Genomic DNA, 16,851 nt, shown 5'->3' with positions numbered 1-16,851 from the left:
ACGATGGCCCTCCGATTCCGGCCTGCGGCCTGCGCTCGGGGCGAACGGCCGAGGGGGCGCCGCTTCGGTGGCGGTGGAAGCCGCGATGCGTCCCAGCTCTCGGCCGTCCCACCGCTTCCCCACAACACCGGCCCCCGGCGTTACCCTTCGCACCCCAGCCTCCGCCTTACCCTCGATGAGCCACGAACTCCTGATCGGCATCCACGCGGTCGAAGCCGCGCTGAACCACGACGTCGCCAACCTCGTCGAGTTGTACATCGAGAGCGGCAGCCACAATGCGCGCGTGAAGGAACTCGGCGAGCGTGCGCGCGAGCTCGGCGTCAAGCCGCACGCGCGCGATCGCGCCGCGCTCGACCGCATGACCGGCGGCGCGCGCCACCAGGGCGTCGTCGCGCGCTACAACGCGCCGGCGCCGCTGGCCGATTCGGCCTTGCCCGGACTCGTCGAGCAGGCCGGGCGCGATGCGCTGTTCCTCGTCCTCGACGGCATCACCGATCCGCACAATTTCGGCGCCTGCCTGCGCAGCGCCGAAGCGGCCGGCGTAACCGCGGTGCTCGTGCCGAAGGATCGCGCCGTCGGCGTGACGCCGACCGTGCGTCGCGCCTCGGCCGGGGCGGCCGATCGCGTGCCGATCGTCGCCGCGACCAACCTCGCGCGCGCGCTCAAGGCGCTCAAGGATGCCGGCGTCTGGCTCGTCGGTCTTGCCGGCGACACCGACCAGTCGGTGTACGCGGTCGACCTCGACGGCCCGATCGCGCTCGTGCTCGGCAGCGAAGGCGAGGGCATGCGCCGGCTCACGCGCGAGAACTGCGACTTCGTCGCCAGGATCCCGATGCGGGGCGACGTCGAGAGCCTCAACGTCTCGGTCGCGACCGGCATCGTGCTGTTCGAGGCACTGCGCCAGCGTTCCGCGAAGCGCTGACCTCCGGCTCGTGCGCGCGATTCAGCGCGGATCGTCGATGGGCAGCACCGAGGTGGTGTCGCCCTTGCGGCGCGCCTGCGCGATCTGCGTGCCATGCACGAGGAAGTAGACGTTCTCGGCGATGTTGGTCGCGTGGTCGCCGATGCGTTCGAGGTTCTTCGCCATGAACAGAAGATGCGTGCACGGCGTGATGTTGCGCGGGTCTTCCATCATGTAGGTGAGCAGCTCGCGGAACAGGCCGGTGTACTGCTCGTCGAGTTCCTCGTCGCGCGCCCAGGCATCGAGCGCCTTGTCCGCGTCGTAGTTGCGGTAGGCGTCGAGCACGTCCTCGGCCAGCGACTGGGCGAGGCGCGCGAGGCGCGGCAGCGCGGCGACGAGTTGCACCGGCTTCGACTGGTTCAGCACGATAGAACGCTTGGCGACGTTCGCGGCGTAGTCGCCGATCCGCTCGATGTCGGTGGCGATTCGCAGCGCGGCGAGGATCTCGCGCAGGTCGCGCGCCATCGGCTGGCGCAGGGCGAGCAGGCGCACGACGTCGTGGCTGACCTCGTGCTCGAGCGCGTCGATCGTCCTGTCGTTGTGCACGATCTTCGACGCCGCGTGGCTGTCGCGCTCGATCACCGCGTCGACGGCGGCCGCGAGCTGGGCGAGTGCGAGCTTGCCCATGCGCTGCAATTCGCCGGTGAGGCGCTCGAGTTCCTCGTCGTAGCTCTTGACGATATGGTCGTGGGAGTGCGGCGTCACGTTCATGTCTTGGCCTGTCGCAGGTTGTCGTTTCGTCGTGGGGCGGCTCAGCCGAAGCGGCCGGTGATGTAGTCCTCGGTCCGAGTCTTCGCCGGCTTGGTGAACAGGGTTTCCGTTTCACCGAATTCGACCAGTTCGCCGAGGTACATGAACGCGGTGTAGTCGGAGCAGCGCGCGGCTTGCTGCATGTTGTGCGTGACGATCGCGATGGTGAACTCGTGCTTCAATTCCGAGATCAGCTGCTCGATCTTGCCGGTGGCGATCGGGTCGAGTGCCGAAGTCGGCTCGTCGAGCAGGATCACTTCCGGTCGCAATGCGATCGCGCGCGCGATGCACAGGCGCTGCTGCTGTCCGCCGGACAGGCCGAGCGCGCTCTGCCTCAGCTTGTCCTTGACTTCGCCCCACAGCGCGGCTTGCGTGAGCGCCTGCTCGACGCGTGCATCCATCTCGCCCTTCGGGAGCTTCTCGTGATGGCGGATGCCGTAGGCGATGTTGTCGTAGATCGACATCGGGAACGGCACCGGCTTCTGGAACACCATGCCGACCTTCGAGCGCAGGCGGTTGAGCGGGAAGCGCGGGTCGAGGATGTTGTCGCCGTCGAGCAGAACCTCGCCCTTCGCCTCGAGCTTCGGATAGATCGAGTAGATGCGGTTGAACACGCGCAGCAGGGTCGACTTGCCGCAACCGGACGGACCGATCAGCGCGGTCACGCGCTTCTCGGCGATTTCGAGGTTCACGCCCTTCAGCGCGTGGAAGCCGTCGTAGTGGAAGTCGAGGTTGCACGCGGCCATCTTCGGGCGCGCCCCGGTGGCGGGCGCAGCCGCGGCGGCGGTGGGCGCGGACGGAGCGATGGCGAAATGGGCGTCAGTCATGGCTGGCCTTGTTGCGGAGCAGGATCGCGCGGGAGAGCAGGCTGAGCAGCAGCACGAACAGCGTGACGACGAACGCACCGGCCCAGGCAAGCGCGTGCCACGAGTCGTACGGGCTCATCGCGTACTGGAAGATCACGACCGGCACGCTCGCCATCGGCTGCGACAGGTCGTGCGTCCAGTACTGGTTGTTGAGCGCGGTGAACAGGAGCGGCGCGGTCTCGCCGCTGATGCGCGCGAGCGCGAGCAGCACGCCGGTGACGATGCCGGGCAGGGCGGAGCGGTACAGTACCTGGATCGTCACCTTCCACTGCGGCACGCCGAGCGAGAGCGCGGCTTCGCGCATCGTGCCCGGCACGAGCTGCAGCATCTCGTCGGTCGTGCGCACGACCACCGGCAGCACGATCAGCGCGAGCGAGAGTGCGCCGGCGTAGCCGGAGAAGTGCCCGCTGGTGCGCACGACGAGCGTGTAGACGAACAGGCCGAGCACGATCGACGGCGCCGACAGCAGGATGTCGTTGACGAAGCGGATCGCCTCGCCGATCGGAGCCTTGCGCGCGTATTCGGCGAGGTAGGTGCCCGCGGCGACGCCGATCGGCGTGCCGACGAGGATCGCGCCGAGGCTCATCACCGCGCTGCCGAACAGCGCGTTGGCGAGGCCGCCGTCGGACCCCGGCGGCGGCGTCATCCGGGTGAACAGGCCGGGTTTCATCGCGCCGAGGCCGGTGCGCAGCGTGGTCCAGAGGATCCATACGAGCCAGAACAGGCCGAACAGCGTGGCGAGGCCGGACAGGCCGAGCGCGATCGCGTTCCTGACGCGCCGGTTGCGGTAGAGGCGGTCGGACACCGCGTGCGACGGGGCGTTCACTTCGCGCCCTCCTGGCGGGACAGGCGGCGCAGCATGAGTTTCGCCGCGGCGAGGACGATGAACGTCACTACGAACAGCAGGAAGCCGAGCGCGATCAGCGAGGAGCGATAGATGTCCGAATCGGCTTCGGTGAATTCGTTGGCGATCGTCGCGGCGATCGAGTTGCCCGGCATCAGCAGCGAAGCGGTCAGCTGGTGCGCGTTGCCGAGCACGAAGGTGACAGCCATCGTCTCGCCGAGCGCGCGGCCGAGGCCGAGGAAGATGCCACCGATGACCGCCGAGCGCGTGTACGGCAGCACGATGTCCCAGACGACTTCGGTGGTGGTCGAGCCGAGCGCGTAGGCCGACTCCTTGAGGCGCGTCGGCACGGTGAGGAACACCTCGCGCATCACCGAGGAGATGAACGGGATCACCATGATCGCGAGCACGATGCCCGCGGTGAGCATGCCGATGCCGAGCGGCGGGCCGGTGAACAACGGGCCGACCAGCGGCAGCGCGCCGACGTGCGCGTCGAGCCACGGGCTCACGTATTCGCCCATCAGCGGCACGAACACGAACAGGCCCCACATGCCGTAGATGATCGAAGGGATGCCGGCGAGCAGTTCGATCGCGGCGCCGACCGGGCCGCGCATCCAGTCCGGCGCGACCTCGGTGAGGAACAGCGCGATGCCTAAGCTCACCGGCACGGCGATGATCATCGCGATGAGCGCGGTGACGAGCGTGCCGTAGATCGGCACGAGCGCGCCGAAGTGGTGGTTGACCGCATCCCATTCGGTCGAGAAGAGGAAACCGAGGCCGAACGTCGAGAACGCCTCGCGTCCGCCCCGGAGCATCGACAGCGCCGCGCACGCGAGCGCGAGCAGCACGAAGATGCCGGCCGCGGTGACGATCCAGCGGAACGCGCGGTCGGCGCGCGCGTCGCGCGCGCTGCGGCGGTCTGCATCGACGATCGCGGCGGTGATCGCCGGGGTGATGACGCTGCTGTTGGCGGCCATGGGGTGTCGTCGTTCGCGCAGTCGAGGAGGGTCTGCCGATGGCCACGGGAAGGGGATGGCGTTCGCGGCGACGTGGACCGCGACGCCATCCCCGGCCACGCCTTCCTCGCGGAAGGGTCCGGTGCGACGGGATCAGAGCTTGATCTGCGCCTGCCAGTAGGCTTCGACCTGCTCGACCAGGCCCTTCGGCAGCGGCACGTAGTCGAGTTCCTCGGCCTGCTTGCCGCCGTTCTCGTAGGCCCACTTGAAGAAGTCGAGTGCGGCCTTGGTGCCGGCACCGTCCTTGGGCTGCTTGTAGACGAGGATGAAGTTGGTCGCGGCGATCGGCCAGGCGTTCTCGCCCGGCGCGTTGGTGATGACGAGGAAGAAGTCCTTCGCATTCTTCCAGTCGGCGCCCGCGGCGGCGGCCTGGAAACTGGTCAGGCTCGGTTGCACGAACTGGCCCGCGGCGTTCTGCACCGCGGCGTACGTCATCCTGTTCTGCAGCGCGTAGGCGAGTTCGACGTAGCCGATCGAGCCCTTGATCTGCTTGACGTACGCGGCGACGCCTTCGTTGCCCTTGCCGCCGACGCCGACCGGCCACGATACGGCCGTGCCTTCACCGACCTTCGACTTCCACTCCGGCGACACCTTCGACAGGTAGTTGACGAAGTTGAACGTCGTGCCCGAACCGTCCGAGCGATGCACGACCGTGATCGCGCCGTCGGGCAGCCGGGCGTCCGGATTGATCTGCGCGATCGCCGGATCGTTCCATCGGGTGACCTTGCCCTGGAAGATGTCGGCGAGCAGCGGACCGGTGAAGCGGACCTTGCCCGCGTCGATGCCTTCGATGTTGACCACCGGCACGACGCCGCCGATCACCGAAGGGAACTGCGCGAGGCCGGCGTCGTCGAGTTCCTTCGGGTCGAGCGGCTTGTCCGACGAACCGAACACGACCGTCCCGGCCTTGACCTGCGCGATGCCGCCGCCGGAACCGATCGACTGGTAGTTGATCCTGTTGCCGGTCGCATTGTTGTAGCTGTCCGACCACTTCGACAGGATCGGATAGATGAAGGTCGCGCCGGCGCCGGTGATGTCGGCGGCGTGCGCGGACGCGGCGCCGATCACGCTGGCGAGACCGGCGGCGACGAAGCGGGACTTGATCGAGTTGAACACGCGGGACTCCTCACATGGAAAGGCGGACCGGCTTTGTGCCGACGCCGCGCTTTGTAGGCCCGCACAGTTGCAGAACGATGAGGGTTTTGTGACGGAAAGGTTTCAGGCACCACCGGCAACGGGCCGACGGATGCGAATGTCGTTGCCGTACAGCGACTTGCGCCATCGATGTCGATGGATCGGAGATGACCCATTCGCGGGTCAGTCGCTGCCGATCGTCTCGGGGCCCTCGCCCGTGGTCTTTTCGTAGCGCCCCTTGCCGACCTTGCGGTACTGCGTGAAACCGTGCTTCGCGAGATGGCCCTCGCGCAGCAGGTGGGCGCCACCGACGGCGACGGCCGGCGCGCCGAGCACGCGGCGCACCGGCGTGCCGCATGCGGTGCAGTGCGTCAGCGGAGCATCGGACAGCCGCTCGAGGCGCTCGAAGCCGTAGCAGCAGAGCGCGCAGCCTGGCGGTTCGAGCGGGACGTATTCGTGGATCGGCATGGCGTGCTGAACATGCGCCCTTGCTGCCCCGGTATCAAGCGACCGCGCGCACGGCGGCGGTCGCCCGGGGCACGCGTCAGGGCTTCTTCGTGACCGTCAGTTCATACGACGACGATGCCCCCTTGTCCACCGCGCCCTGCGTCATGAACACATGGATGACGTACGTGCCGTCCGCGCCCGGCTTGAGCGTCATGCGGGTCCGGCCTTCGCCTTCGCGCTGCGGCGCGCCCGGCGCGAAGACGTTGAAGTAGGTCACTCGGCTCTTGCCGTCGTCGACCGCCACGTCGTAGCTGGCGCCCGCCTCGAGGTCGATCGCGTAGTTGCGCACGACATCCTTGGGGGCCTTGAACTTTCCCTTGGCGGCGGCGCGCGCGCCGTCCTTGCCGAACTTGAGGACCGCCGGCGCGGCTTCCTTCGTCGCCGCGTCCTTCGCGGCGGTCGTCGCCGTCGCGGCGCCCTTGGCGCCTGCCGCGAACAGGATGGCGAGCACGGCGCCCGCGGCGAGGAGGACGATGCGGCGACGGATGGGCGAAACAGGCATGGCAGGCTCCGGGAGGAATGGAAACGATCAGGCGAAGGCAGGCATCGCGCGTGCGGATTCTTCCAGCTTCCGCCAGCGATTGACGATGTCGCAGAACAGTTGCGCCGTGCGCTCGGTGTCGTACACCGCCGAATGCGCCTCGCGCGGGTCCCAGGCGCGCCCCGAGGCCTCGACCGCGCGGCTCAGCACGGTCTGCCCGTAGGCGAGGCCGGCGAGCGACACGGTGTCGAAGCAGCTGAAGGGATGGAACGGGCTGCGCTTGTGTTCGGTGCGCCGGATCGCCGCGTTGAGGAACGCGAGGTCGAACGCGGCGTTGTGCCCGACGAGGATCGCGCGCTGGCAATCGCTCTCGCGCATCGCCACGCGAACCGGCCGGAACACGAGGTCGAGCGCTTCCTTCTCGGGCAACGCGCCCCGTAACGGATGCGTCGGGTCGATGCCGGTGACCTCGAGCGAGCGCGGGTCGAGCAGCGAGCCGGTGAATGGCTCGACGTGGGTCGACACGACCGGGTCGGCGTGGACGAAGCCGGACTCGTCCATGCGGATCGTCGAGACCGCGATCTCGAGCAGCGCATGGCGCTCGCTGTCGAAGCCGCCGGTCTCGACGTCGACGATCACGGGAAGGAAGCCACGGAAGCGCTGTGCCATGCGCGTGGCGGACGGGGAACTGCTGGCCATCACCTGAGCATAGCAAGCCGCGGCAGCGCTTGCCGCCGCGGCGGTCGAGCGGCCGGGTTCAGGAGGCGCGCAGGGCGCGCGTCGGCGCGCCGCTGCGACGCGCCGCGAGCGCGAGCAGCAGCGCGAGCACGAGCAGAGCGATGCCGAACTTCGGCAGCAGCATGAGGAACGGCACGCCGAGCACGGCCGAGGCGAACGACCAGGCGAGCGGGTCGTCGATCGCCGCGGGCGGGCTCTTCGCGCCGAGCAGGCGCGACGCGAGGTGGTCGAGACTGAACTTGCCCGCGCCGCGGAAGATCAGTGGCAGCAGCATCACCGCGAACAGCAACGGCAGCTTGAAGTTGCCGTGCCCCATGTCCTTGATCGCATATCCCTTGGCGAGGTCGCTCCACATCGACCACATGTCGGGCCAGTGCACGGCCGCGGTCGCGACGAAGGTGACGAACAGCAGCGCGAATGCGGCGACGCGCGTGCCGAGGCCGAGCCAGAGCAGCAAGGCGCCGGCGACTTCCGTCCACGTCGACAAGGTCCAGCTGAAACCGGCCGGCAACTGGTCGAACGGAAACGGGAAGCGCTGCTGGATGTCGGCGAACCAGTTCTCGCCGTGCAGCTTCTCGAGGCCCGACTCCCAGAACTCCCACCCCATGATCAGGCGCAGCACGAAGGGCGGCAGGGTCTCGCCGGCGCCGTCGAGGCGCGCGACCAAGAGGTTCCAGCTGCCCGCGCAGCGGGCAAGGACAGCGTTCATCGGTGTCTCCCTCGACAAGGATGCGGATCGGTGTGCGTGGACGGCGTGAATGACCGGGCCGCGGCGCATCCGCTTTCAGCGTGGCATGCTCGGAGACGCCCCGGGCTTGACCCTCACGCAACGTGAGGCCGCACGATCGGCCTGCCGCAACCGGAAGGAACGATGTCCACGCGCTACACCGTCAGCCAGATCGCCCGCCGCACCGGTCTCACCGTGCGCGCGCTGCACCACTACGAAGCGGCCGGCCTGTTGCGGCCGGCCGCACGCAGCGACGCCGGCTACCGCCTCTACGGCGAAGCGGAACTCCTGCGCCTGCAGCACATCGTGTCGCTGAAGGCGCTCGGCTTCACCCTGGCGGACATCCGCGCGTGCATCGACGCCGACGCGCCGTCGCTCGCCAACGCGCTGGCACGGCAGATCGACCGGTTGCGGCAAGCGGTCGTGCGCCAGCAGGAATTGCTCGGCCGGCTGGAGCGCGTCGCGCACCAGCTCGCCACCGGCGCCACGATCGATGCGGAAACCCTGCTCAACGGCATCGAGGCAACGACGATCATGGAAAAGCATTTCAGCAAGGAACAACTGCAGGCGATCAAGGCACGCGGCGATGCGCTCGGCACCGAGCGCATCCGCGAGGTCGAACGCGCCTGGCCGGAGGTCATCGCCGGCATGCAGGCAGCGCTCGCGCTCGGCAAGGATCCGGCGAGCGCGGAGGTGCGCGCGCTGGCGCGACGCTGGCGCGGGCTCGTGCGCGAATTCACTGGCGGCGACCCGGGGATCGAGCGATCGCTCGGCACGCTGTACCGCGCCGAGCCGCGAGCGATGCAGGAACGCACGGGCATCGATCCCGCGCTGATGGCCTACGCCTGCAACGCCATCGCCCTGCTCGGGGAGGGATGAGCGACCGCGGTGCGGCCGCAGGCGCCGGCATGAACGAGGCTGAACGCGGGCTCGGCAGGGACGCCGACCGCCGCTTGCGGCGTTCGGCGGCGGCAGAGTAGTGTCGGCGCCGGTGGCCGTTCCGGCGCGAGAAGGGAGACGCTCATGCTCTGGCAGAAGTCGCGGCGCAGCGACAACGTGGTCGAGGACGCCGGCGGCGGAGGCGGTGGTGGCGGCTTCGGCGGCGGTCGCGGACTCGGCCTCGGCGGCATCATCCTCGTCGTCATCGTGAGCCTGATCTTCCACAAGAACCCGCTGGAGATCCTGCAACTGATCGGCGGCGGCATCGACGACGGCGGCGGCAGCGCGCAGCAGCAGGTCGCGCCCGCAGGCAACGACCAGCAGACCGATTTCGTGCGCGCCGTGCTCGGCAGCACCGAGGACGTCTGGGGCGACATGTTCCGCGCGAGCGGCAAGCAGTACCCGGCGCCGCGCCTCGTGTTGTTCCACGGCGCGGTGCAGTCCGCGTGCGGCGCGGCGTCGGCGGCGATGGGCCCGTTCTACTGCCCGGGCGACCGCCAGGTCTATCTCGACCTCGATTTCTTCCAGGAAATGCAGCAGCGTTTCCACGCCGCAGGCGACTTCGCGCGAGCCTACGTGATCGCGCACGAAGTAGGCCACCACATCCAGAACCTCATCGGCGTCATGGACCAGGTCGAGCGCGCGGCGCGCGGAGGCGAACCGATGCAGGGTGCCGACGGGCTGTCCGTGCGCCAGGAATTGCAGGCGGACTGCTTCGCCGGCGTATGGGCGAACCATGCGCAGCAGAAGCTCGACTGGCTCGAGCAGGGTGACGTCGAAGCCGCGCTCAATGCCGCCAACCAGATCGGCGACGACACCCTGCAGCGGCAGGCGCGCGGCTACGTCGTGCCGGATTCGTTCACGCACGGCAGCTCGGCCGAACGCGTGCGCTGGTTCCGCACCGGCTTCTCGTCGGGCAACCTCAAGAGCTGCGACACGTTCGCCGCGACGCAGCTCTGATCGTCGGCAAGCCCCGTGGCAGGTGCCTCAATGCGCCGGCACCGGCGGCTTGCGCACCGGCAGCGGCACGTTGCACAGCCCGATCTTTCCCGCCGGCACCTTGTACCAGTCGTCGCGGCGGTTCCGCCGTGATTCGACCAGCGCGGCGAACGTCGGCGTGTCGGTGCGCAACACCTCGAGCGGCGTGCGTTCGGCTTCGGGCACCTCGGCGGCGAGGCGTACCGACGTGATCGGCAGGCGTTGCCCGGCGTCCTCGTAGAAGCCGAGCGGGCCCGTGCCACGCGGCAGGCTCGCGAGCAGTTCCATGCCCTGCACCACGCGGCCGACGAGGGCGATGTTGCGATCGAGCTGGCGCGGTTCCTGGCCGATCACGACGTAGAGTTCGGCACCGCTGCCGGTGTCGGCGCCATTGTCGCGGCCGGCACCGACCATCCCGTAACAATGCGCGAGCCAGGTCTTGCCGGCCTTCGGGTCGCGTGCGACCGGCATGCCGTCGCTGAAGCCGACTTCGGGCGCGTAGACATCGCCGTCGGGCAGGCGCGTGAACGCGAGGTCCTTCGTGATGCCTCGTTCGAACTCCGGCGCGAGCGTGCGCGAAGCCTTGCCGAAGTCACGCGCCTTGTCCTTCTCGCCCGCGTCGGGGTCGCCCCATTGCGTGACGAAGTTGTCCTGCACGCGCAGGATCGCGAGCCCGTCGAAGTAGTGCTCGCGCGCGAACGTGCGCAGATTGGCCGCATGCAGTGGCGCATAGGCTTCGGCAAGCTCGATGACGACGCGGCCCGCGGCAAGGTCGAGATACAGCGTGTTGCGTGGATCGAGCGCGCGCCAGTCGCCGGGCTTCGATGCCTCGAGCACCTGCTGCATCGTCCGCGCCGGCATCGTGGCCTGGGCGAGGGCGAGCGGGCAGGCGGGCGCAAGCATGAGGGCGAGGGCGAGGCGACGGACGGCAATCGGCATGGGCGGCTCCTGCGGGAACGGCCAGTCTACGCGAAGCGGCTCGCGCGGGTCCGTAACCCCGGTCCGCTTCCACGCGGCGGTGGCTGCCGTATCATGAGGCCGCGGTTCCATGCGAGGAGGGGTGTCATGATCGACCGACTGATCGAACGATACCGCGATGCGCTGCTGTTGATCGCGCGCATCCTGCTGATGTCGCTGTTCATCATTTCCGGCTTCGGCAAACTGATCGACTTCGACGGCACCGTGCATTACATGGAATACGTGCACGCACCGATGCCGGCGGTGTCGGCGACGATCGCGACGATCATGGAATTCGCCGTCGGCGCCGCGGTGCTGTTCGGCTTCCAGGTGCGCCTGCTTGCGCTCTTGCTCATGGTGTTCGTCGCAGGCACGGCGCTCATCGGCCATCCGTTCTGGACCATGGAAGCGGCTGAGCGGTCGCTCAACCAGGTCCACTTCCTCAAGAACATGGCGATCATGGGCGGCTTGCTGCTGCTCGCGATAACGGGTGCAGGGCGCTATTCGCTGACGAGACGCTGAGCGCGGTGGCGCGGGCGGTCCCCGCGCCGTTCGCGGCGGGCCCGGATCGCGAGGCCGGTCGCACGACCGTTCGCATCGGGCGCAGCTCGCGCAGCGAGCGGAGTCGAAACGCTTGCGTCAGGGTCGCGCGGCCCGTCGACTCCGGCCGTGCGGGCCTGCCGACCGTCGCGCCTCGGTGCATCGCGACGCTGCGGTTGCCCCAGCGTGGGCTCCCACAGGTTGCACCGCGCGTGCGATGGGAGCTCATCCGTACGCCCTGAGCGCAGGCCGCAGCCGGAGTCGAAGGGCCGTTGCCTCGATGGCGGGCGCTTCGACTCCGCCCGCTTCGCGGGTTGCGCTCAGCGCGAACGGAACGGGCGGTGTGCCGGCCGGCAAAGGCAGCGGGTCCCACAAGAGAACGCCGGTATTGGCGCCTCTCAGCCCCGGGTCATGCCTCGTGGTAGCGGCGAATGAACGCGCGCACGTCCGGATAGACGACATCGCGCCAGCGACGACCGCTGAAGATGCCGTAGTGGCCCGCGCCTTCGACCTCCAGATGCGCGTGGTCCTTCGCCGGGATGCCGGTGCACAGGTCGTGCGCCGCACGCGTCTGGCCGAGGCCGGAGATGTCGTCGAGCTCGCCCTCGATCGTGAGCAGGGCCGAGCCGTGGATCGTTTCGGGCGCGACGCGCTCGCCGTCGACGTGCCAGGTGCCGAGCGGCAGCCGGTGTTCCTGGAACACGATGCGGATCGTGTCGAGGTAGAACTCGGCCGGCATGTCGAGCACGGCATTGTATTCGTCGTAGAAGCGCCGGTGCGCCGCGGCGTCCTCGAGGTCGCCGCGCAAGAGGTTCTGGTAGAAGTCCCAATGCGCGTGGAAATGGCGGCTCGGATTCATCGCGACGAAGCCCGCGTGCTGCAGGAATCCCGGGTAGACGCGGCGGCCCTTGCCCGGGTAGTTCGGCGGCACGTCGAACACGACGTTCGTCTCGAACCAGGCGTACGGCTTGTGGGTCGCGAGATCGTTGACCTGGGTCGGGCAACGGCGCGGATCGATCGGTCCGCCCATCATCGTCAGCGTACGCGGCGTGGTTTCCCCGGCCGAGGCCATCAGCGACACCGCGGCGAGCACGGGCACGGTCGGCTGGCACACCGACATCACGTGCAGGCGTTCGGCGCCGAGGTGGCCGATGAAGCGGCGCACGTTGGCGATGTACTCGTCCAGGCCGAACGGACCCTTGTCGACCGGCACCATGCGCGCGTCGACCCAGTCCGTGATGTAGACGTCGTGGTCGCGCAGCAACGTGCGTACCGTGTCGCGCAGCAGGGTCGCGTGATGCCCCGACAGCGGTGCCACGACGAGCACGACCGGATCCTCGCGCAGCTGCGTCAGCGCCTGGGGATCGTCGCTGCAGCGCTTGAAGTGCAGCAGGTTGCAGAACGGCAGCTCGAGCGAGCGCTCCTCGATGACCGCCGCTTCGCGCCCGTGCGCGTGCACCTCCGTGATGCCGAACGCGGGCTTCTCGTAGTCCTTGCCGAGCCGGTAGAACAGTTCGTAACCCGCGGCGATGCGATCGACGCCCGGCATGCGCGCGAGCCAGTTGTCCGGCGCGGAGAGTGCATTCGCGGCCGCCCCCGACCAGGTGACCAGCGGGTTCAGCAGGGTGCGGTTGATTTCGTGCAGGTGGTACAGCATCGCGGATCCGGCTCGACAGGACAGCCGATCATAGCAGCCCGTCCGTGCGCGCCGGCGTGCCGTTCGTCAAGGACGGTGCCAGCGGTGCCGCCGTTCAGGGACGCTCCGGCCGTGCATGCGTGCAGTGCCCGCGCGTTCCGCCAGCGACCGTCGCCTGCGGCAGCGGCCAGACCCGGGCGCTGCGCGAGCGCGTGAAGATCGCGAGCGTGGTCGCGCCCGGCCGATGACGAGGTCCCGGACCATCGCCGGCAGGATGGCCTCGAAGCGGTTCCATACCGGCACGTCGGCATCGATGTCGTCGGTGTGCCCGCGTAGGCTTGGCCGGCACGTTCGGGTTTAGCGCGATGGCATCCGGGATCGCAGTCGACGCGGCGGGCTAGCCTCGAGTTTCCCGACGCCGCGTTTTTAACGAAGAACTTCGTAGATGGCGAGCGGGTGCGCCATGTGCGCATGCGGCGGCGCGATGCCATGTTCCGGCCCCACGTCCGACGCTCACGTGCCAACCGGTCGTGCCACAATCGGGGACTGTTGCGGCCGTTGCCGCGTTCCACGGAATCCCGCATGTCGTCATCGCGCCGCGCCGCCACCGCCATCGCCTTGTCATTCACGTTCGCCCTCGGCGGCGCGCATGCCGCGCAGGCGCCTCATCCGCTCGCCGCGAGCTGGCCGGGCACGATCCGCCTCGATGTCGACGCAACCGACATCGACCATCGCATCTTCCGCGTGCGCGAACAGGTCCCCGTTTCGCCGGGGCCGCTGACCCTGCTGTACCCGCAATGGCTGCCGGGCAAGCACGCACCGCGCGGGGCGATCGACAAGCTCGCGGGCCTGCATTTCAGCGCGAACGGCCAGTCCGTCGCGTGGAAGCGCGATCCGCTCGACGTTTACGCGTTCCAGCTCGAGGTGCCCGCAGGCGCGGACCGGCTCGACGTCGAATTCGAGTTCCTCACGCCGCAGAACCCCACGCAGGGCCGCGTCGTCGTGACGCCGTCGATGCTCAACCTGCAATGGGAAGCCGTGGCGCTTTATCCGGCGGGCGTCGAGGCGCGCGGCGTCATCGTCGACGCGAGCGTCAGGCTGCCGTCCGGCTGGCGCTTCGCCGGTGCGCTGGACGTCGCGCCCGGGCAGACGCCGAACGCGCCCGGCGCCGACGGCAGCGTGCGCTTCGCGCCGGTGCCGTTCGCCACGCTGGTCGACTCGCCGCTCTACGCAGGCCGCCATTTCAGGCGCATCGATCTCGCGCCCGGTGCGAAGCGGCCGGTGTTCCTCGACCTCGTCGCCGACGATGCGAAGGACCTCGAGGCGAAACCTGCGCAGATCCGCGCGCACCAGGTGCTGGTCGAGCAGGCGCGCAAGCTGTACGGCTCGCAGCATTACGACCACTATGATTTCCTGCTCGCGCTGAGCGACGACCTCGGCGGCATCGGCCTCGAGCATCACCGCTCGAGCGAGAACAGCGCCGATCCCGCGTATTTCACCGACTGGGACAAGCAGGCGCCGGGGCGCAGCCTGCTGCCGCACGAGTACACGCATTCCTGGAACGGCAAGTTTCGCCGGCCGGCCGACCTCGCGACCGCGAACTTCAACACGCCGATGCAGGGCAGCCTGCTGTGGGTCTACGAGGGCCAGACGCAGTACTGGGGCCACGTGCTTTCGGCGCGTTCGGGCCTGTGGAGCGAGGAGCAGGCACGCGATGCGCTCGCGCTCGTCGCGCACACGTACGCGGAAAACCGCCCCGGCTTCGGCTGGCGTGACGTGCAGGACACGACCAACGATCCGGTCGTCGCCGCGCGCCGCCCGCTGCCGTACCGCAGCTGGCAGATGAGCGAGGACTATTACAACGCCGGCTTGCTGACCTGGCTCGCGGTCGATGCGAAGCTGCGCGAGCTCAGCCACGAAAGGCGCTCGCTCGACGATTTCGCGCGCGCGTTCTTCGGCGTCGACGACGGCGAGTGGGGCGTCAGCACCTACACGCGCGCCGACGTCGTCACCGCGCTCGCGGCGATCGCGCCGTTCGACTGGGACGCCTTCCTGAGCGCGCACGTCGAAGCGAACGCGGCGCCGCTCGACGGCCTTGCCGCGGCCGGCTGGAAACTCGTCTACACCGACTCGCCGAGCGCTTACCAGCGCAGCGTCGAGGCCGACCGCAAGTCGCTCGACCTGTCGGCCTCGCTCGGCATCGTCGTCGGCACGAAGGACGGCCACATCAGCGACGTGCGCTGGAACGGCCCCGCGTTCAAGGCCGGCCTCGGCGCGACCGGCACGCTCGTCGCGGTCGATTCGCGCGCGTTCACGCCCGAGCGCCTCGCCGATGCGATCAAGGCTGCGAAGGGCGGCGGCGCGCCGATCGAGCTGCTGGTCAAGGACGGCGACTACTACCGCACCGTCCGCGTCGACTACCACGGGGGGCTCAAGTACCCGCACCTCGAGCGCATTCCGGGCACCGTCGATCGCCTCGCCGCGATCTTTGCCCCGCGCCGCTGAGCGCCACGCGAGCGGAACGCATCGTGCAGCGGATCGGGGCGCAGCAGGCACGCAACCTCCATCTCGCGGCGCAAGGCCTGCTCACGCCGCCGCGCCGGCGCGCGCGCAAGGACGACGTGTTCGCGGCGATCGCGCGCATGCGCGTGCTGCAGATCGACACGATCCACGTCGTCGCGCGCAGCCCGTACCTCGTGCTGTATTCGCGGCTCGGGTCCTACGCGCCGCGATGGCTCGACGAACTGCTCGAGGAAGGGCGCATCTTCGAATGCTGGGCGCACGAGGCGTGCTTCGCGCCGTTCGTCGACCACGACCTGCACCGCTTCCATGCCGACGAGGGCGGGCGCAAGCACTGGTCGCTGAGGAGTGCCGCACGCACGCGCGACGCCCACGCCAAAGCCGTGACCGCGCTGCTCGAGCACATCCGCGCCGGCGGGCCCGTGAAGGCGTCGGAGTTCGAACGCAAGGACGGCGCCGGCGGCGGCTGGTGGGGCTGGAAGGACGAAAAGCGTTGGCTCGAGGCATTGTTCGCCCACGGCGACCTCATGATCGAGCGGCGCGAGAATTTCCAGCGCGTCTACGATCTCGCCGAGCGCGTGCGCGCGAAGGCACTGCGGTTCGCGAAACCCGATCCGGTCGGCGACGAGGCGACGATGCGGCGCGCGTTCGTGCTCGGCGCGGTGCGCGCGCTCGGCGTGACGCAGGCGCGCTGGATCAACGACTACTTCCGCTCCGGCGGCAAGCTCAGGGATGCCGAACTCGATCCGTGGGTCGATGCGGGCGAACTGCTGCGCGTCGACGTCGAAGGCTGGGACAAGCCCGGCTACGTGCATGCCGCGCACGCGGACCTGCTCGCGCAGGCGGCGCGCGGCCGCCTGCGCGCGACGCGCAGCGTACTGCTGTCGCCGTTCGACCCGGTCGTGTGGGATCGCGAACGCGCCGCGACGATGTTCGGCTTCGACTACCGCATCGAATGCTACGTGCCGGCGCCGAAGCGGCGCTATGGCTACTACGTGCTGCCGATCCTGCACCGCGGCCGCCTCGTCGGCCGGCTCGACGCGAAGGCGCATCGGGCCGAAGGCGTGTTCGAGGTCAAGGCGCTCTACCTCGAACCGGGCATACAGGCAGACGAGGCCCTGGTTGCGGCGCTGGCCGCGGCGATCGGCGACTGCGCCGGCTGGCATGCGACTCCGCAGGTACGCCTCGATCGCTGCGATCCGAAGGCGTTGCGCACGCCGCTGCGCGCCGCGCTCGCCGCCTGCGCGAAGGCCTAGC

16 protein-coding genes and 1 pseudogene are annotated in these 16,851 nt (G+C 69.2%); 6 read left to right on the top strand and 11 right to left on the bottom strand.

From position 1 onward, the window contains the following. Positions 1 to 175: 175 nt before the first annotated feature. On the top strand, positions 176 to 922 hold the full coding sequence (rlmB, locus tag EV148_RS11885; protein WP_131998459.1) for a 23S rRNA (guanosine(2251)-2'-O)-methyltransferase RlmB: 747 nt from the start codon (positions 176 to 178) through the stop codon (positions 920 to 922). Positions 923 to 943: 21 nt separating this feature from the next. On the opposite strand, the gene phoU is transcribed toward rlmB, so the two are convergent. The 9 genes and pseudogenes from phoU to EV148_RS11840 form a co-directional block, all read right to left on the bottom strand. Beyond that, positions 944 to 1,672: a phosphate signaling complex protein PhoU gene (gene phoU / locus EV148_RS11880; protein WP_425479859.1), complete on the bottom strand. Its 729-nt coding sequence runs from the start codon at positions 1,670 to 1,672 to the stop codon at positions 944 to 946. Positions 1,673 to 1,713: 41 nt separating this feature from the next. Then, positions 1,714 to 2,538 (bottom strand): phosphate ABC transporter ATP-binding protein PstB, encoded by an 825-nt coding sequence (gene pstB / locus EV148_RS11875; RefSeq protein WP_131998456.1) that lies wholly within the window; start codon positions 2,536 to 2,538, stop codon positions 1,714 to 1,716. Further along, positions 2,531 to 3,403, bottom strand: a complete 873-nt coding sequence (pstA, locus tag EV148_RS11870) for a phosphate ABC transporter permease PstA (protein WP_241988068.1) — start codon at positions 3,401 to 3,403, stop codon at positions 2,531 to 2,533. The genes pstB and pstA overlap by 8 nt, the downstream gene beginning before the upstream one ends. Beyond that, positions 3,400 to 4,398, bottom strand: a complete 999-nt coding sequence (pstC, locus tag EV148_RS11865; RefSeq protein ID WP_131998453.1) for a phosphate ABC transporter permease subunit PstC — start codon at positions 4,396 to 4,398, stop codon at positions 3,400 to 3,402. Before pstC ends, pstA begins: the two co-directional genes overlap by 4 nt. Positions 4,399 to 4,530: 132 nt before the next feature. After that, positions 4,531 to 5,523: pseudogene (pstS, locus tag EV148_RS11860) on the bottom strand (phosphate ABC transporter substrate-binding protein PstS); the annotation flags it as partial. A gap of 231 nt (positions 5,524 to 5,754) precedes the next feature. After that, positions 5,755 to 6,039 carry an FmdB family zinc ribbon protein gene (locus EV148_RS11855; RefSeq protein ID WP_131998447.1) on the bottom strand — a complete coding sequence of 95 codons (285 nt, stop codon included), beginning with the start codon at positions 6,037 to 6,039 and terminating at the stop codon, positions 5,755 to 5,757. A gap of 76 nt (positions 6,040 to 6,115) precedes the next feature. Beyond that, positions 6,116 to 6,580, bottom strand: coding sequence for a hypothetical protein (locus EV148_RS11850; RefSeq protein WP_131998444.1), 465 nt, complete (start codon positions 6,578 to 6,580; stop codon positions 6,116 to 6,118). 27 nt (positions 6,581 to 6,607) lie between these two features. Further along, positions 6,608 to 7,258, bottom strand: coding sequence for a ribonuclease T (gene rnt / locus EV148_RS11845; protein WP_131998441.1), 651 nt, complete (start codon positions 7,256 to 7,258; stop codon positions 6,608 to 6,610). 58 nt (positions 7,259 to 7,316) lie between these two features. Next, a complete protein-coding gene (locus tag EV148_RS11840; protein ID WP_131998438.1) occupies positions 7,317 to 8,006 on the bottom strand; it encodes an HvfX family Cu-binding RiPP maturation protein in 690 nt (229 codons plus the stop codon). 162 nt (positions 8,007 to 8,168) lie between these two features. On the opposite strand from EV148_RS11840, the gene EV148_RS11835 reads away from it, so the two are divergent. Together EV148_RS11835 and ypfJ are read left to right on the top strand one after the other, a co-directional pair. Continuing rightward, on the top strand, positions 8,169 to 8,903 hold the full coding sequence (locus EV148_RS11835) for a MerR family transcriptional regulator (protein WP_131998435.1): 735 nt from the start codon (positions 8,169 to 8,171) through the stop codon (positions 8,901 to 8,903). Positions 8,904 to 9,047: 144 nt separating this feature from the next. After that, on the top strand, positions 9,048 to 9,923 hold the full coding sequence (gene ypfJ / locus EV148_RS11830; RefSeq protein WP_131998432.1) for a KPN_02809 family neutral zinc metallopeptidase: 876 nt from the start codon (positions 9,048 to 9,050) through the stop codon (positions 9,921 to 9,923). A 27-nt stretch (positions 9,924 to 9,950) separates the two neighbouring features. Here ypfJ and EV148_RS11825 read toward each other — a convergent pair whose 3' ends face one another. Continuing rightward, the gene (locus tag EV148_RS11825; protein WP_131998429.1) at positions 9,951 to 10,880 is read right to left on the bottom strand and encodes a peptidylprolyl isomerase; all 930 of its coding nucleotides are present in this window, start codon (positions 10,878 to 10,880) and stop codon (positions 9,951 to 9,953) included. A gap of 126 nt (positions 10,881 to 11,006) precedes the next feature. On the opposite strand from EV148_RS11825, the gene EV148_RS11820 reads away from it, so the two are divergent. Further along, positions 11,007 to 11,420, top strand: coding sequence for a DoxX family protein (locus tag EV148_RS11820; protein WP_182518094.1), 414 nt, complete (start codon positions 11,007 to 11,009; stop codon positions 11,418 to 11,420). Between the two features lie 427 nt (positions 11,421 to 11,847). Here EV148_RS11820 and EV148_RS11815 read toward each other — a convergent pair whose 3' ends face one another. After that, complete coding sequence (locus tag EV148_RS11815) at positions 11,848 to 13,095, bottom strand: polyhydroxyalkanoate depolymerase (protein ID WP_131998426.1); 1,248 nt, start codon at positions 13,093 to 13,095, stop codon at positions 11,848 to 11,850. Positions 13,096 to 13,656: 561 nt separating this feature from the next. On the opposite strand from EV148_RS11815, the gene EV148_RS11810 reads away from it, so the two are divergent. Together EV148_RS11810 and EV148_RS11805 are read left to right on the top strand one after the other, a co-directional pair. Then, positions 13,657 to 15,579: a M61 family metallopeptidase gene (locus EV148_RS11810; protein WP_131998424.1), complete on the top strand. Its 1,923-nt coding sequence runs from the start codon at positions 13,657 to 13,659 to the stop codon at positions 15,577 to 15,579. 23 nt (positions 15,580 to 15,602) lie between these two features. Further along, a complete protein-coding gene (locus EV148_RS11805; RefSeq protein WP_241988067.1) occupies positions 15,603 to 16,850 on the top strand; it encodes a winged helix-turn-helix domain-containing protein in 1,248 nt (415 codons plus the stop codon). Position 16,851: the final 1 nt, after the last annotated feature.

It is taken from the genome of Dokdonella fugitiva (assembly GCF_004342425.1).
Lineage (GTDB): Bacteria > Pseudomonadota > Gammaproteobacteria > Xanthomonadales > Rhodanobacteraceae > Dokdonella_A > Dokdonella_A fugitiva.
The sequence above is the reverse complement of the archived record's forward strand: the minus strand, read 5'-3'. Positions and strand labels throughout refer to the sequence as shown.